A 22,676-nucleotide genomic window follows, 5' to 3' on the forward strand; every position below is an offset into this window, starting at 1 on the left:
ATGCGCACCGAAGGCTATCAGCTTCCTCCTGCACGATCACTGTGTTTGAGGAGCCGCTTCACGGCCACTCCATCGAGCGCCTGGGCATCGAACAGCGCCTTGACCAAGGCATCAAGTCCGTCCCGGTTTTCGGTGAGGGTCTCGCCAGCCCGTGCGAACGCCTTCTCCAGTCGGGTATGAATGCGGGCCGCCAGATCCGGATTGCCATCGAGCACGGCAGTCGGATCCTTGTCGTCGCGATAGAGCAGCGGCTGGATAGCGCCCAAGCCCAGGCTGCGCTCCATAGCAAGCGCCAGCTTCGTCGCCCGCGCCAGATCGCTGTCGTCGGTGCCGCCTGATCCCGCTGAGACGCTGCCAACCACGATCTGCTCAGCCGCCCTCCCCGCCATCAGCATTGCCAGCATGTCCTCCCGATAGCCCAGTGTGTCGCTGCCGGATGCGGTAAAGCCAAGCTGGCTGTAGCCACCGCCACTTGGGCTATCGATATTGAGGCCATGGATCGGGCCGAGTCTGAGAGCGTGGTGAACGACCGCATGGCCGGACTCGTGGATGGCAAAGCGCCAGCGCAGATCGTATGGCACTTGCGGCCGGTCCATCCGGATACCATCTTCGAGATCATTGTAGCGGATCGACCGCTTCTCGCGCCGCGCTTTCAACCGAGCTTGGCGAACGATCCGCTCGATGTCGGCGCCCGTCAGGCCCATGGCGCGGGTCGCCAGCCGGTTCAGGATCACCTGAACGGCGGCGTTAGGCATGGCGGGTTCAGTGTTGTGCTTCGATGTGGCGGTCATTTCGCTGCTCCCTTCCTGACTTCGTCGGAACCAGGTTTGTCGTGGTCATTGTTGTCAGGCCGCCCGTCGAACGCCGACCGTTCTTCCGTCAAGGTGCCGGCATCCTTTGAACACCTCTCTTCGGCGTCAGTGCTTGTCGATCCAGTATCGCTGACCAGTGACGCAATGTCATCGCCGAGATGGTGAGCGAAGATCTCCGCGAGTGTCGCGACATCGGGCATGGGGATTTCGATGTGAGTCTCCAGTCTCCCAGAGCGCTTGATCGCGTCATCGATCTGTTCCGGCCGATTGGTCGCACCGACGATGACCAGCCCCTCGCTCTTCACGGCACCATCGAGCAGCTCTAGCGCCTTGTTGACGAGCGTATTCCAGTAGTCGGCGTACTCCTGTTCCGCTGGCTGCCGTTTTCCAATGCCGTCGATCTCGTCGATGAACAGGATCGATGGCGCCATCGCACGCGCCTCGGCAAACGTCTTGGCCATTTTATCGATGACATCGTTGAGATGCCCACCCTGTAGCCACGTCGAAACGGAGGTGACAACCAAGGGAACCTGCAGGCTATTGCACAGCGCCCGGGCAAACGTCGTCTTGCCAGTCCCTGGCGCACCGTAGAGCAGCAGCTTGGTGCTCATGTCCGCCCAGGCAAGCGAGCCTGCCCTGTAATCGGCAAGATCCACTTTCAGATCCAGTGCCCAGATCTTGGCCTTGCCGTATCCGGAGAGCGTTTCGACCGTCGGTGATGGGCGACCGGGCGTATTGGTGTTATCCAGCGGCTCCGGCTGAATGACCTCGGCGCCGGATGGCTTGTCGCGCTTCCATCCACCACCGCTGTCCTTTCCGGACGAGGTCTTCTCTGACGATGCAGCACCCTGCGTCGATTTCGATGGCTTTCCGGCGCCGGACGAAGCCGGATCGCCTTCGTCATCATCGCCGTCCCGGGCAGCAATGCGATTGCGCTCGGTGAGCGACGCCAGCACCGCGATCACCTCAGGGGCACTGCGCCCCGGCCGACAGGCGAGCACGACATCATCGATCGTCAGGTAGTGGGCGTCGTAGGCCGTCGACCACTGCTCAAGAGCAGCGATACCAGCAGCGCCATGCATCGCCTCAATCATCGTACTGATGAACGCGTAATCGAGCCAGCCGGTGGCGAGATCCACATCGGCGGCAATGGTGATCTCGGATGGAATGGCGTCCGACTTCTCCGAGATTGCCACGACGGGATAGTCCCGCGTCAGCGCATTCACCAGCCGCCGCTGCAGTGCCGCGCCACTGACGCGCCGGACATTATCTCCGAAGAACTGGATGTAGGTCCGACCAGTACTCTCCGACCCTACGAAGCTTGAGCCGTCATAGACATAGTCGCCATCGATCCCGCTCAAAGCACCACCCGGAATGAAGCCGGGCACTTCGATCAGCCGCCGCATGGCCTGCTCGAAGCCGGCCATCGGCGCATGCAGTGACACGACGGGTGCCGACATGGCAGCAGCGCGAGCGATCTTGGCGAAGGGCATGCTGCCATTCTCGATCGCGCGGGCAAGTACGATAGAGGTGACGATGTTGCTGACCAAGGGCGACCTGCCCGCCTGGCCGACCAGGCCGACGGCATAGGCGCGGTGCGCACGATCCGTGGTGGAGATGTGATCACCGCTTCCGGCCTGCGTTCCTCCGGACGGAAACGGCGAGACGAATGCATGAGGCCTGCCTTCGGTCACAACAATGTCGGACGGCTGTGGCGGCGGCAGAAGGTAGCCGCCAAAATTCCGGCGCAGCCATGCCAGATCCCGATCGCGATCTCCAGACAGACGGGACGTATCGAAGGCCGGTGCATAGCACCGCATGACATGGCCGCCGACCTCGACGATCTTCATGTGCAGCAAACCATTGCGATGCGCATTGCGCTGAGCCTCCCGGCGGGCAATGCGCTCCAGGCGGCGGACGAGCAGGCGCGATAGCTTACTCATCGATCCGGCCCTCCGTCGTCGCGGCAATAATTGCCGTTTTGGGATCGGGCGACTGGGGCTTCGTCGGCTTGCGCCGCTTCAAGCTGCCCGGCCCGGCCTGGCGGCGCTCCCGGATCATGCGGCGACCGGGGCGGAGTTTGATCGAAGGCCGCTCAGCCGGAACCGGGTGAGACGATGCGATGAGATCGCGGTTTCGTCCGGCCAACCAGTCGAGCAACAGGCGGCAAGCCGGATTGCCGTGATCGGCAAGCGCCCGCAGTCGATCGATGATGATGTCCGGTACGATGCCGGTAAGCCCTTCTCCCTGCCGGACATGTCCGAGCGCCAATCCGATCAGGACAGCCGGATCGTCGGCAAGCGGACGGCCAAGACCAGATCCGGGAGAGCGAAGGATTACGCCATGCGAACGATGGCAAGCCAGGCTTGGCGATGAAGTGGGCGAGATCGTCTCGCAACGGATGCGCAGCGGCACATCCGGATGGGTGTCGGAAGACATGACGGCTCCTTGGCCAGACCGCTGCGGGTCCGGCGCCAATGAGAGATGAGGGAATGGTGAGGAAGCCGCGGCCCCTGGCCATGGCGGTCAACGTCCGATTCTCGACGGCAAGCGTCAGGGCACGGCGTTCAAACCATCAGATCAATGTGCCGCCGGACGACGGGCATAGCCGACGCGGAAGAAGACCGGTATTGGCTCATCATCCTCTGTCTCATCGCACGAGCCGAAGACATCTTCCCCGAGATCATCACGAGCAAGGTCGTCATCACCTGAGCGGACAGCCTGGTCTTCCTCGAAGGTCCGGCTCGGCCCGTTGAGATTGATCCGCGAAGGAATGGGGACTGATGAATGACCGACCATCTCGGCCGCAACGGTCATGGCCCGCTCGTTTACACCGATCGCCTTGCGCGCCTCAACTTCGAGAAGCTGCTGCACGCGCCGACCGAAGCGCCGGCGCAGTTCTGCCATGCAGGCAGCGACACCATCGATCTCCAGAAGGTCGTCAATCTCGGATAGGGCCCAGACCCCGTTGGCATGATCGCTCGGGCGGCTGGCACCATCGACAATCGCCACTTCCACCGCATCGACCATCAGGCGCTTGTGGTTCTTGTAGAGCCAGTCGGGCAAGACCATTGCCGACGCCATCATCTTGATCTTCAACTCTTCGAGCCGGCTCGTATCGCTATAGGACGCAAGCGACCGCTTGAGGTCGAGGATGTATGCCGTATGCCGGGCGCGGTTCACCACGATCAGGTCGGGGGTGTAGCTGCCTTTCGCCGGTGCCTCGCAATCGAGCTTCACGCCATCAAGGCTCGACCAGTCGTTGCCGGACAAGGCTTCCATTGCTGCTTTGACGAGCGGCAGTTTCAGGGACTGTGTCAGGACGAGGATGTCCGGGTTGGCTTTCGCCAGGCGGTCGACCGCCTGTTCCAACAACTTGCCTTCCCGGAAGGAGACCGCGCGGACAAGCGAGGCGATGTTGACGTAATGACCGAGGATCTCGTCTTCGGTCGGTTCGCCGTCGACGATGGCTGCAATGGCGCGATCGATCAGCAGATCGAGATCGGCCTCGACATCAGAGAAGCGAACGAGATGCGGATGACGGCGCAGGACCGCAGGCTCGTGGATCGAAGTCGCAGCTTGAACCGTATTGCGGCCGAAGCCGAACGGGCGCGGGCGGGATGCGGCGGCCGAGACGGCTTCGCTGGTGTTGATGATAGAACGGAGAACTTCCCCACAGGGAACAGAAGCGGTATTCGTGCTCATAGCCCGATTCCTTCTTGTACAAGGTTGAGGGTCAGGCCCTTGTCGATGTTGGTAGCATCGGCTTGGGCCGTCTTGTTCCAGCCATCCGGAACGTCCCCAACCTGGCAGGACCCGCGGCCGGGCTCAAGGACCCAGATCATAAAAACAGAACAAAGCCGGTACAAGGTTAACGCCGGGCTCACAGTCCCCGATCTGAAAACGATCGTAGATCGCGAACCGGATCTCGTTGCCGCAGAATTCTGGCTGGATCCGGAAATGAGAAGGGCCGACGGGCGGCCCTCTCGAACTCGATGGCAAGACCGGTAGTCCGGCCTTCCAACTTTAAGCCGTGGCGGATGGTGGCGAGGTCGGCTTTGCCTTGGCCAAGAACGCGGGACGCTGGACACGCTTATCGGTCTTGGCCAGGGCTTCCGTCAACGTCGGGATGGATTCCTCCCCCTTCTTCTCCGGCATCGACAAGTCGACCGTGGCGACGATGCCAAAGGCCGCCGCCATCGACGTCACCGCGTCTTCGATCGATGGCGCACCGGCTGCCTCCGGTGCCGGACCCTCGGGAGTTTCGACCACCAGTGCTTCCGCCGTAGGCACCGCGAGGTTAGAGGTTTTCGCGTTCGGGAAAGTTGGAAGGGGCTTCTTCGAAGTCACCCACTCCAGGGTCGGCACGACCTCCGTTTTCAGCCATGTCCGAAGCTCAGCCTTGTCGGGCCACGAGGTATCACTGCCCATCTTGTAAAGCAGACCGCTAACCGCCGCCCACCGCGAGCCGGCGGGCAACCGGGTGGCGTCAATGACGTAGGCTGCCCGAGGGTTCGGAGTGACGAACTCCGCAAGGCTCTCCAGCTCGCGGTGGGCGAGACGTGCCGTAAGCGCGATCTGTTGAGCGAGCGTCTTCTTGACGATGTTGTTCTTCGGCAAAGCGTCGGCAACATGGGTGAGGATCTCCTCGATGTGCGCCACAAACGACTTCAACCCATCGCGGACCTTGATTGCGATGATCGCCTTGAGCCCGTCGAGCCCGCCAAGATCATACGGATCGCGGTCCGGGTTCTCATCGACGTCCGACTTCGACCCGGCGATAATTGCCGTGACGTCCTGCACCCGCAAGCGACCGTGCATGCCGGCAAAGCCGATGGCCTGTTCGACCTGCTCCGGCGTGGCAGCACTCAGCTTTCCAAGCACGGTCGGACCAACAGCGAGATCCACAAGGATCTGCTTATAGGCATTCAAGTTGCGGGCCACAGCACGCATAGTGCGGATGTGGCGCGAAGTGTAGCCGCAGCACTCGACGGCCCATTTCTCCACGGTGCCTTCCGGGAGGAGTAAAGCAACCCTATCGAGACGCTCCCCGGATTCGAAAGCCTCTTCCGTCGATCTGCGCTGCGCACCGATGAGGAGCTTGGCCTCATCCTCAAGCCGCATCTTCAGATCATCGCCGATCGCGTGCTCTTCATAAAAGGGGCGGGCGGCAGAAGCAAAAGCGGATGATTTATTGATGATCTTCACAGTCTATCTCCTTATGTTTTTGTGAAAGTAAGCTTCCATGATCTTACCCAACTATTATCGCACAATATCCAAATAGTTAAACCAACTAAAGGTTTTGCAATAATTTGTTTCCTTGTTTTATACGTAAAACAATACTATATATACTCCACGAACGGGCGCTTTTACCCATCGACAAAGGAATCTTGCTTCTCGTTGAGGCAAGAAACGTATACACTTAATACGAGTGCCGCCTGAGGCGTTTTTCGGCCCATGTACACCCAAGCGCCCCTTTCAACATCCCGCCCGGCCTGGTAGTCAGGACGGACTGGCCGCAACTCGTCTGCATGAAAGAGCGCGCTTATGGCAAAGGCAATTCTGACCACCAAGGTCGACTCGACCTACGACGACCTTCCGGAGCAGCGGTATCATTTCCCGCGCACCTATCTGCGTCAGGTCGAGGCCGCGAGGGGAGATTGGATCGTCTACTACGAGCCGCGGCGGCCAAGCGGCGACCTCATGAAGACGGGCGGCAGGCAGGCGTATTTCGCAACGGCCAGGATCACCGATATCATTGAGGACCCGTCAAAGCCCGACCACTTCTATGCGCTGATCGAGGACTTCCTGCCATTTGATCACGCCGTACCCTTCAAGGAGGCGGACCACTATTATGAGAGCGGGCTACGAAAGGACGACGGCTCGACCAACAAAGGAGCGTTCGGTCGCGCTGTCCGAAATATTCCGGATGCAGAATATGACCTGATCCTCGCCGCCGGCTTCGCGCATGTGCTCGGCAAGCGGAATCGTGAAAGACCGGCGCCGGATCCCGTCGAGGAGGCGCGCATCGGATTTGGAGACAATCCGCAGATGCCCTTCGAGATCGACAGCGTCGATCGCCGGATCGTCTCCCAAGTGCTACAGCGTCCATTCCGGGAGCGGGCCTTCTCGGCGGCCATCAAGTCGGCCTACCAAGACACATGTGCCGTCACCGGCCTCAAGTTGATCAACGGTGGAGGACGCTCCGAGGTCCAGGCAGCACACATCCGCCCGGTGGCAGATGGTGGGCCGGATAGTGTTCGGAATGGTATGGCCTTGTCCGGAACCGTGCACTGGATGTTCGACCGCGGCCTGATTTCGGTCGATGACGATTACAGCCTGCTGATCGCCGACAGCGGTGTGCCCGACACCATCACAAGGCTCATCAATCCAGAGCGGCACCTGCTTGTCCCAGCACGCGCGGACGAGCGGCCGCATTCGCAGTTTCTGCAATACCACCGCGAGAAATTGTTCAAGGGTTGAGGATGCGGAAATAATTTCCGCTATTGCCGCAAGCGGCTGAGCTTGCGGCTCGGCAACCCAACGCTCCCGGACGCCGGTACAGCCGCTTGACGTCCTCAGCTTCATATAAATGCCGATGCATCCTCATACAAAAATGAAGCTCGATGCCATGCCAGCTTCTCGCGATGTTTATCGCTCAACGGAAGCGGGTTTTCCCAACAGAGCAACGCCTTTCCATCGGAGCTGAGCGTGGGCGAAAAGAGTGGCCTTCCTGCATCATCGAAACTTACGAGACCGCTATCGAATGCGGCATCCCAGAGGGCCGACAGGAGAAGGCCATTGTGAACGTCGAGCCGCTCGGCATCGCTGTCGCAGTCCTTCCAGGGCTTGATGTGGGAGGCGCGGAGAAGAGCTTTGTCGGTAATGCCCGTCAAGGGGCAGCGCCCTTGCCAGTATGCCATAAGTCGCTCACGGAAAATGTTCTGCCCGACCCGTTGCACCACGAGCCGCTCCGCCTCGGTCGACCGAGGTAGAACCTCCGTGTGGTGAAGGAACTCCTGAAGCGGCGCATCCGGAAGGCTCACAGCGAGTTCGTAAACCCGCGGCATTGTTGCATACAGCAAAACCAAGTCAGCGAACCAAAAGCGCGCGATGCCGGGTCCCTCGGCATCGCGCGGCTCGAGGCCGATTTCCGCGACGACGCCAGCGTGATCCAATGCGAGGAGCCAGCCGCCTGTATTGTCCCGCGTGAGCCAGAGCGAACCCTGCGCCGTCGTAGAGGTGTAGTGCCGCCAGCCGCCGCTTTCGCCATGTGTCCGGCGAAAGCCATTCTGAAACGCGACCTTGTCGCATTCGTGACTCGTAACGAATGACTGTGGGGCACCGACCATCAAAAATCCATCGCAAACAGCCGAGCCTCGGGAGGTGTAGAGGAGAGCTGGAGTCGCATGGCCGGATGATCGGGTTTGATCTGCGACGGTGCCGTTGTTGTCGTAACGATGTACTGGAAAGGTGGAGGATCGGCCTTCCTCTCCAAGCCCAAGGCGAAATCGAAGAGGTTCGAATAAATGCCAGCGTCGAGGTCTGCCTCACGTGGACTGTCATGAATAAGAAACGACGGCATGTCGGCTTTGCCATTCCCAGCCAGGATCATAGCAGCGAGGTCAAAGGCTACAATTTTGAATGACTCCACCGCGGCTGTAGACAGCCCTGCGCCGCGTGCAAACGATATCTCCGCATGAAGGCGTTTGCCGTCGAGCTTCATTTTCCCGTAGCATCCTTTCGGCATTAGGGCGGCAACGAGTTGCTGAAACAGTGCACCAAGATCGCCTATTGCCGCTGCTACACGTTCTCGCTCGAGCGCCACCGTCTGACTGAGCACTTCCAGCCTTTTATCGATGGCGTCCAAGCGTTGTACCGTTGGTATACGATCACTAAGTTGGCGATCGAACCAAGTCGCCTCACGAACCAATTCGCGTGCCCGATTGACAACCTTGTTAGCGGCAGAGTCCTGTTGCTCAAGCTGCGCTAACGAATTGTCAACCTGGGCGATCTCTTGGTCGAGCTGAACAATCTCTCGATCGAGCTGATCTATTTCGTCGGGCATCGCGCCTTTCTGCCGCTCCAGCTCCATCACCTGTTGCTCTGACCGAGCCATCCTGGAGCGCAACTGGTCGATGTCACAACGCTCCAAAGAGATGCCGCATCCCTTTGCGGTCACTTCGTCGATATTTACATGGCAAATTGTGCAGCGGACAATGACGCCAGTTTCGAGCCTCGCTTGCTCGGTTCCCTGTTCCGCTCGGGCAGCGGCAATCTGACTAGGCAAGCTTTTGAAAAGCGCTCTTTTCTCAGCCCTGTCTTCGCTTCTGTCATTCCGTTCAGACTGCAGCGCATGGCGCTTCTTTCGCAGCGTATCACTTGGCCTCTGGCCCATGGCATGGTCGGCGCCCATAGCCCTCGCAAGTTGTTCTTGAGCTTTGTCGATGAGCTCCTTGCGAACCACTTCCTCGTTCGGGTCGCGATCGCTGGGAATGGAAAGGCTTTCGGAAAGTTCGGCAAACCGCTGCCCCTGGAACCAGTCGATGTGGCCGAGCTTCTCCCGCAGGGTATCTCGTTCGCGCGCAAGTATACGAGCCGCGATGCTGGCTTGAACCTCGTCAGCGGAGAGCGCTTTGATTGCAAGGCGCACCACGCTCAACTTCGCTTCAAGCGACAGCTCCTGCGCGGGTGATCCGGAACCAGATCGCTTGGACCTCCAGTCGAACAAGTCGTCCAGGCGGCATTCTTGGTCGCGGGTGAGCCATGACAGCAGGACGTCCCAGACTTGCTCTGCCTTTAAGTTACCAGGGACCTGATCTCTATAACCAGCACAAAACCGTTCCGAGATCACCGATGCTATCGTTGGAGGTTCGGTGCCCACAAGAATCTGATCAAACGTATCCTCGATCCGCTCGGCACGTTCGGTCCGCGACGGCAGATTCATGCCGATAGGACGTGTTACTACCCAGCATTCCCCATCAATGATGATCTCTGCACCGACAAAGCCGTTTGGCAGCTTATGCTGCATGAGTGGACGTTGTTCTTCATTGGAGAAGTGCCGCTCACCCAGGCAGTATCGGATCAGCCGACAAAATGTCGTTTTTCCGCTGCCGTGAGGTGTGGCGCCGGTCCCATTCATCGAGAGGTCCGGCGACCATACAATATTCACTCCGGGCCGAAGCGAAATGTTGCGCAACAGGGTCTTACTATCCTGCCAGAGCGCTATGCGCCGAACCCAAAGGCGTGGGCCCTGCTGACTTCCCGGCGAGGTGAACTCAATCTCATCTGGCTGAAATAGGTCAGGCTGCAAGACGTCCCTCCCGGATGAAAGGCAAGATTGCCGATGGAACCTGGCCGAGCCCCTGATCCAGATCAACGCTCTCGAGCCGTGACCAGGCGAAAAGTGCGCGACCGATAGAAGGATCGTTTGCATTCAGGGTTGAGCGGTCGAGCCTTACGCCAGCACCCCAGCGGCTGCCATCGGGCGACACATCCAGTACGGCTGATGAGACGAGCTCGTTGAAAGCTGCACCCCACGCTGCATTTGTCGGTGGAACGAGCTGGGTCAAGCCCTCTGGATGTGCCACAAGACGTTTCCATTCACGACGATCCGCTTCCGAAAGGAACCCATCAAGCAAACCTGGCTGCAAACAGGCCAACGCGGCCAAACGGACGCGGCGACGGTCGGACGGCTCTGGCAGGATGCCTACTAGGGCACGAAGCTGGGCGCGTACCCTGTCACGTTCATTGATACCCTGTGGCCAAGCCCATATTGTATTCAGGAGCTTTTCGAGCTGCGGAGCCTGGATCGGCTGCGCCGTGGCAGATACAGCACTAGCCATTCCAAGAGCTATAAACGCACCGTCTTGCTCCATCCGATCCCACGCTTCGAGGACGAGGCGGCGAGTGCGGTATTCGCCGTGCTGGCGGATTTCCTTTTCCTTCAGGACGCGGAAAGTTTCCGAAGGGTAGTCGGGGCCCTTCACGTCGGCGGGGTCGAGGATATAGCGCAACTCATCGCGGTTCAGGCCATAAGCGCGAGCGTAGAAGGCGTCGAGATCAGCGCGCAGGTGGGCACGTCGATCCTCGTCCCAGGCGAAGGGCGGGCCATCATAGCCCAGATCGCGGGCGAAAGGGGCAAGGCTGTGCGAGGTGTAGGTGAGTTCCAGCACCTTTGGGGTGATGAAAGTGAGGCGGGGTTCCGTGTAGAAGGCTGGAGGGATGACTGGCAATTGCTTGAGATATCCCAATGTTAGGTGGAGTCCGGCAATGGACTGGCGTGCGGGATAGTCAAGGATTAATGAGCACAAGTTGGCATACAAACACGCGATTGTCGGCGGCGATGATACGGGAAACATGAGAGGCATCGTGTGGCCGACGGCGGAACGTGGAATGATCGAGAATGTCGCAGTGCGCTCATTTGTGGCGGACGCAACGTCTTTCCATCCGAGGAGCCATCCAAAACCGGACAATGGGTCGAGCCGACGATTCAATTCGATTGTAGGAACCCAATAGAAAGGCTCGGGTTCAAATGCCGTGTCTTGGTGTTGTTCAAGTGTGGTTTCAGGGAGAACACGATAGCCGCGATCATCTCCGCGTTCACCGTAGGTTGCGACCCGGTGATCATAATATGTGACCATCTTTGCTTCGGTGAGCGGGGAATATTCTGGCTGCAGCGGGTTCGACTTCTCTCTGTTCCATGTGCTTCCGTTTCTTACCAACCCTTCGGAAGCCAGTTGCGACGCGGTTCGGAACCAATCGGCGTCTTCAGCCATATGCCAAAGGCGGGTATGCACGGTCAGGCCCCAAGGGTTGCCCGACGCGCCTTTACTTTCGTCAATCAGGACCTGAGTGTTGGCATAGATCTTGGCCGTGAGTTCCGCATCTGCGCGGGAGCGGAAAACCGGCGCGGTCATCGTGTTAGGATTTATAACAGCAATCTGCGCGGGCGAGAGCGTGAAATTGCGCTCGGCTTCAGATAGTTGCGCGGGTGTAGTTAGGAAAAAAGCGAAGTGCGCCTGAGGTTCGTCGCGACCCAGGGTGAGTAGAGTGAACTTCATTGCACTGTGTACAGCGGGGAAAAGTCCGGCACGGTTCTCGAAATCCACCAATCTCGCCAGCCGCTGCTGTTCCACCAGATGTGTAAAGAAAGGCGCAGTGGTGGCGTCGGTGGCGATACCCGTCGGCACGATCACCCCTGCGCGCTCCCGCGCGAGGTTGGCGAACAGTTCCGCAAAAAGAGCGTATGTATTCACATCACCGCGCCCCGTCAGGGCAAAGCGCCCGCCCTGATCTTCAGCCACGCGAACGAATTCGCTGGTCGCCTCGGCCTCATGCTTGGCGGCAATAAAGGTATCGGATAACGCACGTTCGGGGCTTCCCTCGGGCGCGTTAGCCAGCGCCTTGATCAGCTTGTCGCGCCCGGCCTTGTTCGAGGCATTGGCAATCTCGGGCGAAAGGGCGGCAAAAAACTCCTGCTCTTGCAGCTTGATCCGCTCCCACGGCGGATTGCCCAGCACCACGTCGAACCCGCCTCGCTGTATCACATCAGGGAACTCCAGCGGCCAGTGAAAGGCGCAGGCGCGACGTGCCGCAGTCGCTTGCCCTATGATCGGCCCCCAGACCTGCCCATCGTCCAGCGCCTGCCACACATCCGAGGTGGTCGGAACCAATCGTGTGCCCCGCGAAGTCGGGGCACCACCGGTCTTCGGCAAAAGAAAGGCTGCGATATAAAGGTCGCAGGCCATTTCCGCCTTGTGAAAGGCCTCGCTTTCACGGATAGACAGGAACCGACGATCCTTGGTGATGATATCGTCGAGCGTGTCTTCGCCCAGAGCACGAAAGCCGGTGTATTCTGCGGCGATTGGCCGGATGGCCGGCAGACGGGATCGGCCACCGGTAAAATCCAGAGTTCCCTGTCCTGCTTTTTCGTCTCTATTTGCGCGGGTGTAGTATCTCGCCGTGTCTCTGTCGTCTCCCGTCAACGGCTTGTAGGCGGCATCGGGGATGCCATCCTCCAGCACCTTGAGATCAAAGACACCCAACAGCGCATCGCCACAGCGGATCTGCGCGTCGAAGAAGCCTAGGGGAAGGCCGGGGTCCACCGTTTCGATCCAGAGCGCGACCTTGGTCAGCTCCACCGCCATCGGGTTGCGGTCCACCCCGTGCAGGCAGGATCGCGCGACATCGCGCAGGGCATGACGAAAATCGGCAAGCGACGGCGTTCCATCCGCTCGGATGCGGGCGACGCGCGTGGCGATGCGGCGAGCGGCGGCCAGCAGGAAGTGGCCCGAGCCGCAGGCGGGATCGATGACCGAAAGCTTCAGTAGCGCCTTGGCGGGATCGTCTGCCTCGGCCTCGGTCTTGTCGAGCACTGGGTCGAGTGCTGTATCGAGCAGCGCCTGAACCAGGCTGTCAGGCGTGTAGTAGGAGCCGGTTGTCTTGCGCTGGTTGCCCTTTTGCTCGGCCGCCTCCGACGCGAAGACCAGTGTCTTGCCATCATCGCCCAACTGCGGCTGGAGCTCGAGGAGGGATTCGTAGACGGAGCCCAGCTCCTCGGTCTCCATCGCGCGCCAATTTACGGGAACCATGCCGGTCTTCTGGTCGAGCCAAGAGAGGCGGTAAAGCGCCTCCATGAAGGCGCGGTTGCGCAGGCGGGCGGATTCGAGGTGAGGCAGCTTATCGTTGGAGAAGAGGCCGCCAAGGGCCGGCAGTTCGAGGGCGGGCTGGCCGTAGGCAAGGGCAAGGAAAACGACCTTCATGCCCTCGTAGCGGTCATGGTGCTTGTCCCAGGTCGCGGCGCGATAGCATTGCTTGCGCAGCGACTGCAGTGAGTAGCCTTCGGCATAAAGGCTGCGGGCCTCGGGCTTTGACTTGTCTGGGTGGAGAAGGTTTCGATCCTCAGCAACCATGAGGAAGATCAGACGGTAGACGAGGCGCAGCAGTTCGTTGAACCACTCGGTGAGGTTTACTTCGCCAGAGTGCAGTTTCGCAGCGAGATCGGGATTGGCCTCGATGAAACCGGAGCCTAGGAGCTTGAGGGCGAGCTGGACCTGATCTGCCAATCGATCACGGGCGGCTTCCCCTTCCTTAGAACCGGCGTCCCGCCAGCGTTCCAGAGCGCAATCAGTTGCGGGGGTATCGGCCGCGCCGAAGCGAGAGCGATGGATTAGAAGCCAGAGAACTGCGAAGGAAGCGATGTCTTCGTTCGTGAATATCTGGGTGAGATCGGCTTCGATGTAAGCGGGCCTTGTCAGCGAGGCATTGTCGCGCATCAGGCGCAAGTGCACACCGTTGGTCACGATGCCCCAAAGGGCATCTTCGCTGTCGTTCAGATGGTCCTGAAGAGCGAAAGCCGGGGAGCGCGACCGGTCCGCCGAGAGCGTCGGGCTGCGGCGGTCAAGTTGCTCCTGAGGCGGGACAACCACGATGGGCACCCGCCCGGACGTCGACAGAGCAATCGGTGCGGATGCGGCAGCGATGTCGGCATACCCGAAAGTCTCCTTCAAAAAACCGGAGAAAAAGCGTGAGGTTGCGGCAGCAGACGGGCGCTCGATCTTTGCAAAGGCGTCGAAATGCGATTGTCCTACACGAAAGGCCGTCGCGATTTCTTCGCGGATCTGCAGACCCTTGCGAACCGAATAATCCTCGGGGGACTGCTCGGAAGCCTGGCGCTGATCGATCTTGGCGATCATAGCGGGAGCGATCAGGTTGCCTTCAAGACTCAGCGACGGCCATGACGACATATCGGTGATGGTTTTGCGTGCCATGATTACACCTCACTCGGAACAAGCACGAAGACGCCAATGACATCAGGGGGAAAGATGGGCTCGACACTGACACGAGATGCCGAACCAGCGGCGGCGCGCAAACGCGCATGGTCTTCAACCAGCTCCGCGGCGCGCTTTCGCACAAATTCAGCAATTGGACCAGACAGCAGATCTGGGAGTGCCACCCGTGCCGCGTTGATCATACGATCACGGGCAACTGGTGCGAGGTCCGCAGTCGCAGGAGAGGCGAGCAGCTTGCGCGCTTTGCTGCCGAAAGTGATGACGGTGTTGCTGTCGAGTGCAACGAGTGCGGCTTCTTCCGCCAGCAGCAGCCGTTCGCGCCTTGCATGAACCGTTAGCTTGTAGCGAATGCGCAAGAGGACAACACGCGTCATCTGGGAGACGGCGGCACTCGGCCAGGCGCCCACGCGACCGATACCTAAGTCCGGAAGCGCTTCACTATCAAGCGAGGCCTCGAGAAGGCTTTCCGCCAAGGAGGAGGTCAGCGGGTGCGTTCGGGTCAGGACGGATGTCCCTGACGGCGCCGGCTCCTGCATTGCGAGTTTGAGGGATCCTTTAAGGCCACTTTGTTCCAGCTTTTCTTTCAGACTAGGCTGAAGAGCATGCACATGTGCTAGCTGAAGTGACTTCTTCTTTTCAAGCGGAACCCCGAACCGCGACATGGCTCGTTCGACAAATTCAAGCGTTTCTTCGGGCGACCCGAGCAGAGATTTGACCTTCTCCCATTCCGGGGCTACTTCACTCGGCTTCATGGCATTCTGCGCAAATCGAGCACGCGACCGCTTTTCGTTTTCGCTTGCATCGCGCCAACGGGTTTCCATCACTTGGACGCCGTTGGTCAGTTGCAGGTCGAGGGTGAGCTGCTGATGGCCTCCGCCGCCGCGGCGAAGCATCACGGCAGCCATCAGCGCATCGGTGACCGGCCCACGCTCATCAGGGAGAGGAACAGTCACACCAGTCGCCTTGCGAATCTCCTCCGCTTTACGAAGGATCACGTCAAGCACAGCGCCGTCGATCCCGCTATCGGGTGAGAACATCATGATCGACCGCACGATCTCGGCAGGCTGGCCGAAGCGATCCACGCGCCCTTCACGCTGTTGATGGCGTGTTGGATTCCAGGAAAGATCGTAATGGATCACCGTGTCGAACAATTGCTGAAGGTTGACACCCTCTGATAGGCAATCGGTTGCAACTAGGATCCGTTGGTCAGCGGTGTCAGCATTTCCGGTTGCCATTTCGGCAATGCGGTCGCGGCGTTCGTCGGGTGTCAGCTCTCCCGTCACCGCCTGGACGTTCTGCTTGGGAAAGGCTTTGCGAAGCCCTTCCTTCACATGTTCCGCCGTCGCGAGGTAGCGGCAGAACACGACTGGGTTCACGCCCTCTTTGATCAAAGGTTTGAGGGCCTTGATAAGGGCGTTCAGCTTTGGATCATCCGCTAAAAGTAGCGCGCTGGCCTTGTCAAGCAACCCTTGGAGCGCGTGATCATTGGAGAAGACCGTATTTGGCTCGATATCGACAGCGTCTTCGTCGTCACCATCCTCGTCAAAGATCTGCGGTTCCAGTCGGTCATCTTCGTTGGACGCCCGGTTTCGCAGCGCGCTCATGGCCGCAGCGGACGAAGATCCAACACAGCGCATTAACGCGAGTGTGCCCCAGAAGGCGAGGCGACGATCTCTTTGCGTATCACCCGCCCGAGTGATTACCGAGAAACAATAGTCGAGTACTGCCTCATGGAATGCTCGATGTTGGTCGCTCAAACGGTACGAGTATTCAGTGGTCTCGTGCTTGGGAAAAGCACGATTTTCGTCCCATGCCCCTTCTACGAGGTCGACGCGTCTGCGTTGGACGTAATGTCTGGAAAGCCGCTCTCGGTATTTGGCATCATCGAAGTTCACGGTACCGAACTCCCTGTCGATCAATGACAGCAACCGTGCGAACGCTTCTTCATCCCCTGAATGCGGCGTTGCGGTCAGCAGGATCATTCGCCGCTCGGGATCGCGCGAAAGCCCTTGCAGCAAGTCGAAGCGCTGCTGTCTCCCTTTATGCGTGCCGACGCAGGCATGCGCTTCATCAACGATGACGAAATCCGGGCATGCCCTGGCAAAACCATCACGACGCTTTTCAGCCTTGATGTAGTCGAGACTGACCACTGTGAAGGGGTAGGCGTCGAACAGTGTCTGCGCCAATGGCAGATTTCGCTCAAGACGGGCAGCCGTCCCGGAGGTGACGGCAACAGCGTCGATCCCAAACCTATCCTTCAGTTCGATGATCCACTGATCAACGAGATGAGGTGGGCATAACACCGAAAAGGCGTCAACCTCCCCACGATCCATCAGTTCGCGTAGAATCAGGCCGGCTTCGATCGTCTTGCCGATGCCGACGTCGTCGGCAATCAGGAGGCGCGGCACCTGAAGACGCAAAGCCATCAACAAGGGGACAAGTTGGTAGCTGCGCGGCTCGAATGCGAGTTGTGCGGCCGACCGGAATGGGCCTGCGCCGCGACGAAGGGTTAGCCGGAGCGCATCCGCAAGGAGCGCCGCCTTCGACTGGACTGTTGGGCGAGCATCGTTTGGCAAGTCAAAGCGAGCAGCTTCTACAGGTGTCAGTTCGAGATCCGGTGCGAGAACGACGATGTCGTTTTCGTTACCTGAGAGAGGGCGTAGAGCGAGAAGCCCCTCACCGGGCGTCGGCAACGCTACCCATTCACGGCCGCGCGCTTTGATTAGGTCTCCGGGAGTAAATTTCAAACTCATATCAACCTTCAAAATTCTTGATGAAACCGTCCGGCAGCCCATCAGACGGAGATTCTGGCAGTTTGCATACAACCCAGCCCTTGCTCACAGCATCCGCTTCAACTTCCTCTGTGAGTTCTTTGGTCGTCGCAGCAACCGCGAACGCACGCCACACGAACTCTAACTCAATGCCTCCAAATCGCGCGGGCATCGTATCTATTTGAGGAATACCGGCTGCTCCGAACCCCTCAAGCCAAGGCGAAACATTTGTGCCGGCTGCTGCCTTTGCTGCTTGGGAAAGCTTCCCCCGGCTGAGATCGATCATAAACTGCGCCACTTCCGGGCTCGCACGATTGATCAGCTCATGGTCCGGTTGATTGAAGTAGGATAGAAGACAGCGGTAGCAGCCACGTACACAACTCCCATTCTCTTTCTCCTGCAGCAGACCTGCATCACCTGCGGCAATCGCGGCATCCACATTCTCGAAATGCATCAGCTTCAGTGCAGTCCTCGCGACCTGATTAATTGCTTTTCCGTCGTCCATCAAGCGCGTAAGCACACCGGCGCCACCCTCGGTCGCCTCGTATGTGAGAATTGTTCGACGGTTGTCTCTTGCGGGCAGTGGCTCGCTCAGGATTTCGCCCTCCTCAAGCTGGAAGACCACCTCGATCCCACGCAGCAATGCATGTTGGATAGTGGCGATCGTTTCCGGCTCATATTGTTCGGGCTTTTTAAAGCGGAACAGCAAGGCATTCTTTCTGTCACGGACGATTGGCACTATTCGGACTGGTTTCACCACGTCCGGCGGCACATCGGTGTCGCTATCCTCGTCCTCGGATTTCGCCCAGTAACCAGACCTAGGATCAATATGGAAGCCAAAAACGGTCTGGTCCCTTCTACGCTTCAAGCCCTTGTTCAAGCGGCTGATTTCGGCGCTATTAGCGTATTGAAGGGCCAGCAAGGAGGTTTCCTCGCATACGAACTCGGCGTCAGTGACCTGGACCTGACCGCCCTTCCTCGGCCAAGAGAACACAGTCTGGATATCAAAACCTTGCCGAACTCGTTCTTCATCGTTCGCCGTGATCCGCTCAGTCGGAGCCGCCTCCACATTGTCAATGCGAAGCGTCTTCTTGATAGGTACCTCTCCTGCCATGTGATTGTTGCACCCGTGGCAGCGCTCCACTTCACCTTCGTGGGACGCGCCACAGTTCGAGCAAATGTAGATGTCTTTTGTCGCCAGTTCCGATCCATCGCCTTTGCGAACCTCTGGCGGCAGCTTAGCCTTCACAACTCGGTAGGCGCGGCCTTCATGGTAAATCAGACTTCTGGGTCCAAATTCGGAAATTGCAAGGAACCGGGCCCTCGACAAGAAAGAGCCTGTCTTCCCGTCTCCGGGTACAAACGCGTATAGCGGCAGGCGTGGGAAATTGTATCCAGGCAAAAAGCCTTCCGTCGCCAGATACCGATACGAATAGAAATCGGATCCATTCGAGGCTTTGCCTTGTTCGAGGATAGCGATTTGATCCTGAGCCTGCATCTGCGCAGCCTTGATCTTGCGTCGGTCCGCTCCCGATAGGCCGGTCATTTCTGAGCGCTTGTTCGCCTCGGCCAACTGCGTTCTTGCGGAGCTATAGAGCTCACGCCAACGGTCAAATGCCCGATCAAGCTCCCTCGGTGCGTTCATAGCTGTGTGAAGAACGAACTCGTGCGGATCTTCCATCCAGATTGGGGTGCTACCACCATCGGAAGCCAGAATCTGTTTCAGAACACGCGCCATCGGACCTAGTGCTCGCGAAACAAGTGCGGGCTTTGCAATTACCGCCAGAACCTCCTCCTTCAGCGGGAACTTATTACCGTGAAGGTCGAGAATCTCCGGAATATCCGGGGAAATCGCCAGTTTTGCTTCTGCCAGCCACACCGCATGAAGGTGTGACCGAACCAGCTCTTCATTCGTGATGTCAAGCGCCGGGGGCCGAACAACCCCAGCAACCATATCATTGCGCCGTTCGAAGAAGTACTGGTCATGCGGAGAGCCCGAAGCGCAGTAGGTCACGACGACCGCGGCCTGCCCAGAACGTCCGGCCCGTCCAGCCCTTTGTGCGTAGTTTGCCGGCGTGGGCGGCACGTTACGCAAGTACACTGCGCTCAAAGCCGAGATGTCAACGCCGAGTTCCATTGTGGGGGAGCAGAATAGCGCTGGCAAGAAACGGTCAGACTCACCGGTTGCCCGAATTTCACTGCGGTGCTCCGATGTCGCCAGATGTTCAATATCATCCTGTTCGAACCGGAACCGCCATTCACGCCATTCGCGCTGTTTTTGTGAAACCTGCGCAGTATGTTCGCGCCCCTCCAGGCCCCAATAGGGACTACGCCCGTCGCCCAGGTCGTTCGCGATCGTGGTATAAAGGTCATGGAAGTATCGGTTGCCACGCTGGCTTTCATCAGAAACAGCCGGCCCCGGAATGAGTCGGACCGCGGATGGCGACAGGCGCCAGCCTGTCATGTCACTATCAAGCTCGACGGGTAGAAGCAGTCCCTCATCGCTCAGAAAGGTAAGCATCCCCTCCATAAACTCGTAATATTCATCCTTGTTCAGTTTCGTGCCGAGGACGGATTTCCGGTTCACGAGCCTCGCGACTCTGGAATTGGGACCAGCCCGCAGAAGAGTTTGCTCTTCACGCAGCGTGACGACATTCTTGCTGCCCGCGCGCAGGACCAGCGAAGAGCGTGCTCTCGGATTTTCCTTCTGGTCGATTGCCCAAGGCGCTCGAAGCAGCATCCGAGATTTCTGTGCCACACCATCAAGAACCGTCAGATCCAAGGCCTCCGTCTGAACGGCCAGGCCTTCGAGCATCGCGGACAAAATCGCTTTGAGAATTGCCTGCCGCTGATCATTATCCAGATCACCTAGCGCGGGATGGATGGCCATGAAGCGTTCGCGATCTTGCGCAAGCTCCTCGAGACCGAGGAAACTCACATCGATCAGGTTAAGAACAGACAGGCTGGGGTTGGTGAAGCGCCAACCACGACGCAGGTCTGTCCAGACACGATGAGCTAGCACCTTTGCAAGCGAACGCTGTGCGTCTTCCCGAATTATAGCGCCAGCAGTCGCGTCCAGCAGCCAATGCTGCCGCGCCTCCTTGTTGGCAGCGGTGAAGCCTAGTGCCTTCACCACCTGAATGCCGAACTCGTCTTCTCCGAGACCTCCGGAACCGGCAAAGATTACCGCACGAAGGATGGCCCCCCGCAACAGGCTTACGAACAGGAAGTCGTTGAAATGTCCCGACTGCAGTGCCGCATCCTGACGATTGTCTGTGAAGCCCAACAGTTTGCGCTTCGTCTCGGTCACGCCGCTGCCCGGCCTGTTCATCCACTCCAAGGCACTGGCCACGAGCAGTGTTGTTGCAGAGCTACGCCCTTCGCCAGATAGACCGGCAAGTTTGCTGCGTTCACGCATACCTTGCGTGGGCTCGTCGTGACAGCAAACGCAGAACGCGAACTTCCCGGGAATGAACCAGAAGTCATTCCCGCCTGCCCCATGACGGCCATCTGCACCAACCACGTAGGATACCGGCAGACGCTTCTTGCGATAGCCTCTCAGCCGTTCGATGCCATTCTTTTCTTCCCGCCAGCTTTCAGGATATCCCTCAAGCTCGCCGGTGAATTGAAACTCGCTATCATCAGGATTCACTGGACAGAGATAGCCCGCGACTTCGTCGTCCTCTGTGTCGAGCGGTGTGTCGTCGATGCTTCGGGGCAAGAAGCGCAGCTTCCCATCATCGTCGACCTTCGTCACGACATGGTACTCTTGGCCGCAGCTTCGGCAAAACCGGGTGGGATACAGGCGATTGCCTGGTGCTTCGGGATCCTCAAGCTGACCTTCAAAAAGAATCCGCCGGGGTCTGGCTGCGAGTGTCGTGAAAATCTCTCCTGCGCCGGAGATGAACCGGTGGAGCTTGAAGGCGAGAAACGCACTATCCCTTGCGCCGCCGCGCTCATTTTCAGGCAGACTTACTCGGGTCAGGAACTTCTCGAGATAGTCGCGGCAAGTTTCTGCATCGACCCCACTGGCCAGCGACAGCCGTTCAACGGCCTTTTCAAATGGGACCGGTTTCTTTCTGCGGAGTTCAAGACCATCGTCTAATCCGAGTTCCAGCTCCGCCCACACAGAGAGCGGATGGCGCTTCAGAGTTTCGTCATCCAAATTTTCCGGCAGAGGCTGCCTTAGGACTTTGCTCAAGGCGCCAACGACGTGCTCGGACTTCAAGGCGTCATCAGTGGCACGCTGCAAAGACTCGTCGATGACCGCGTCTGGACCAATGTCGGCACCAAAAAGTCGCGACGCGACCTTTGCGACCGCAAGTGCGCGGCTCTCGTCCGATCCCTCGGAGGCCATGGTTGCCGAGGTGCCGATGCAGATCGGTTCTTTGTCCGGAGAGCACCTATCACGCAGGCGCCGAACGAGGATGGCGACATCGGCCCCCTGACGCCCGCGATAAGTATGCAGTTCATCGAGAACGATGAACTCGAGACCAGCGGCATTCGCGATTACCTGCGAGTCGAGTTCATCCTGACGCGTGAGCAGCAATTCAGCCATCATAAAGTTCGTCAAGAGAATGTCCGGTGGGTCCGCGGCGATTCGCTCGCGTTCTTCACGACTCTCCTGTCCTGTATATCGCTTCACGACGGGCCTGAGGTCGGCGGGCAGGCCAGAGCTGGTAATGAATTTGTCAATTTCTTTCATCTGGCTGTTCGCCAGGGCGTTCATCGGATAGACAATAATTGCAGCGGTTCGCCGAACCTTGTTCTTCCGACGCGCCCTGATGATGGCATCAACGATCGGTACAAAGAAACACAAGGATTTCCCCGAACCAGTACCGGTTGTGACGACATAGCTCTTGCCCTGCTTCGCCTTCGCAATTGCTTCAGCTTGATGTCGATGGAAGCGTAGGGGGGTCTTGCCAAAGCGGAAGACATTTCCTGTGCCCTCGTCGAGGTCGCCTGTGGCAACGAGTTCATCGGCTGTCGGCCCGGCCATGAACTTCGGGTTAAGTGACAACAGGGCGTCAGGCCAGAACTTCCCCGCATCATACTGGGCGTCGATCTCTGATTTCAGGTCAGGTGCCCGGATCGCACTGAACGAACGCGAAAAGTGCTCATAAGCGCCTATCAATTGGTGATCAAATTCGAACGCTTTCATCGGAATACCTAACTATCTGAACGACAGGAATTATCTCATGATAGACAGCAGGTTGTGAAAATACAATCAACCATCCGATGATCGCAGGGCCGACGCACCTCGCTATGTTTCTGTATGTAATTGATGACAAATGACGGCT

11 protein-coding genes are annotated in these 22,676 nt (G+C 58.7%); 1 reads left to right on the forward strand and 10 read right to left on the reverse strand.

From position 1 onward, the window contains the following. Window positions 1–17: 17 nt before the first annotated feature. From BJF95_RS07105 to BJF95_RS07130, 5 genes are all read right to left on the reverse strand, one after another. Window positions 18–791 carry an ATP-dependent metallopeptidase FtsH/Yme1/Tma family protein gene (locus BJF95_RS07105; protein ID WP_075638721.1) on the reverse strand — a complete coding sequence of 258 codons (774 nt, stop codon included), beginning with the start codon at window positions 789–791 and terminating at the stop codon, window positions 18–20. Continuing rightward, on the reverse strand, window positions 788–2,755 hold the full coding sequence (locus BJF95_RS07110; protein ID WP_075638722.1) for an AAA family ATPase: 1,968 nt from the start codon (window positions 2,753–2,755) through the stop codon (window positions 788–790). The genes BJF95_RS07105 and BJF95_RS07110 overlap by 4 nt, the downstream gene beginning before the upstream one ends. Beyond that, window positions 2,748–3,251 (reverse strand): hypothetical protein, encoded by a 504-nt coding sequence (locus tag BJF95_RS07115; protein WP_075638723.1) that lies wholly within the window; start codon window positions 3,249–3,251, stop codon window positions 2,748–2,750. The genes BJF95_RS07110 and BJF95_RS07115 overlap by 8 nt, the downstream gene beginning before the upstream one ends. A gap of 141 nt (window positions 3,252–3,392) precedes the next feature. Beyond that, window positions 3,393–4,517, reverse strand: a complete 1,125-nt coding sequence (locus tag BJF95_RS07120) for a hypothetical protein (protein WP_075638724.1) — start codon at window positions 4,515–4,517, stop codon at window positions 3,393–3,395. A gap of 321 nt (window positions 4,518–4,838) precedes the next feature. Beyond that, on the reverse strand, window positions 4,839–6,020 hold the full coding sequence (locus BJF95_RS07130; RefSeq protein WP_075638726.1) for a hypothetical protein: 1,182 nt from the start codon (window positions 6,018–6,020) through the stop codon (window positions 4,839–4,841). A gap of 339 nt (window positions 6,021–6,359) precedes the next feature. On the opposite strand from BJF95_RS07130, the gene BJF95_RS07135 reads away from it, so the two are divergent. Next, window positions 6,360–7,295 (forward strand): HNH endonuclease, encoded by a 936-nt coding sequence (locus BJF95_RS07135; protein WP_075638727.1) that lies wholly within the window; start codon window positions 6,360–6,362, stop codon window positions 7,293–7,295. A gap of 101 nt (window positions 7,296–7,396) precedes the next feature. Here BJF95_RS07135 and BJF95_RS07140 read toward each other — a convergent pair whose 3' ends face one another. From BJF95_RS07140 to BJF95_RS07160, 5 genes are read right to left on the reverse strand one after another with little or no spacing between them, the layout of a single operon-like run. Then, window positions 7,397–8,164: an HNH endonuclease gene (locus tag BJF95_RS07140; protein WP_075638728.1), complete on the reverse strand. Its 768-nt coding sequence runs from the start codon at window positions 8,162–8,164 to the stop codon at window positions 7,397–7,399. After that, window positions 8,164–10,125 (reverse strand): chromosome segregation protein SMC, encoded by a 1,962-nt coding sequence (locus BJF95_RS07145; protein WP_075638729.1) that lies wholly within the window; start codon window positions 10,123–10,125, stop codon window positions 8,164–8,166. The genes BJF95_RS07140 and BJF95_RS07145 overlap by 1 nt, the downstream gene beginning before the upstream one ends. Continuing rightward, window positions 10,115–14,584, reverse strand: coding sequence for an Eco57I restriction-modification methylase domain-containing protein (locus BJF95_RS07150; protein WP_075638730.1), 4,470 nt, complete (start codon window positions 14,582–14,584; stop codon window positions 10,115–10,117). The genes BJF95_RS07145 and BJF95_RS07150 overlap by 11 nt, the downstream gene beginning before the upstream one ends. Before the next feature lie 2 nt (window positions 14,585–14,586). After that, window positions 14,587–17,358: a DEAD/DEAH box helicase gene (locus tag BJF95_RS07155; RefSeq protein ID WP_075638731.1), complete on the reverse strand. Its 2,772-nt coding sequence runs from the start codon at window positions 17,356–17,358 to the stop codon at window positions 14,587–14,589. 1 nt (window position 17,359) lies between these two features. Then, complete coding sequence (locus BJF95_RS07160; RefSeq protein ID WP_075638732.1) at window positions 17,360–22,537, reverse strand: DEAD/DEAH box helicase; 5,178 nt, start codon at window positions 22,535–22,537, stop codon at window positions 17,360–17,362. Window positions 22,538–22,676 lie beyond the last annotated feature (139 nt).

Origin of the sequence: Rhizobium oryziradicis (assembly GCF_001939045.1) — a bacterium.
Taxonomy (GTDB): domain Bacteria; phylum Pseudomonadota; class Alphaproteobacteria; order Rhizobiales; family Rhizobiaceae; genus Allorhizobium; species Allorhizobium oryziradicis.

What these genes read in the sequence shown, in the direction of transcription:
- BJF95_RS07105 (WP_075638721.1), bottom strand. Translation starts at nt 791, where the DNA reads ATGACCGCCACATCGAAGCACAACACTGAACCCGCCATGCCTAACGCC.
- BJF95_RS07110 (WP_075638722.1), bottom strand. Translation starts at nt 2,755, where the DNA reads ATGAGTAAGCTATCGCGCCTGCTCGTCCGCCGCCTGGAGCGCATTGCC.
- BJF95_RS07115 (WP_075638723.1), bottom strand. Translation starts at nt 3,251, where the DNA reads ATGTCTTCCGACACCCATCCGGATGTGCCGCTGCGCATCCGTTGCGAG.
- BJF95_RS07120 (WP_075638724.1), bottom strand. Translation starts at nt 4,517, where the DNA reads ATGAGCACGAATACCGCTTCTGTTCCCTGTGGGGAAGTTCTCCGTTCT.
- BJF95_RS07135 (WP_075638727.1), top strand. Translation starts at nt 6,360, where the DNA reads ATGGCAAAGGCAATTCTGACCACCAAGGTCGACTCGACCTACGACGAC.
- BJF95_RS07140 (WP_075638728.1), bottom strand. Translation starts at nt 8,164, where the DNA reads ATGGTCGGTGCCCCACAGTCATTCGTTACGAGTCACGAATGCGACAAG.
- BJF95_RS07150 (WP_075638730.1), bottom strand. Translation starts at nt 14,584, where the DNA reads ATGGCACGCAAAACCATCACCGATATGTCGTCATGGCCGTCGCTGAGT.
- BJF95_RS07155 (WP_075638731.1), bottom strand. Translation starts at nt 17,358, where the DNA reads ATGAGTTTGAAATTTACTCCCGGAGACCTAATCAAAGCGCGCGGCCGT.
- BJF95_RS07160 (WP_075638732.1), bottom strand. Translation starts at nt 22,537, where the DNA reads ATGAAAGCGTTCGAATTTGATCACCAATTGATAGGCGCTTATGAGCAC.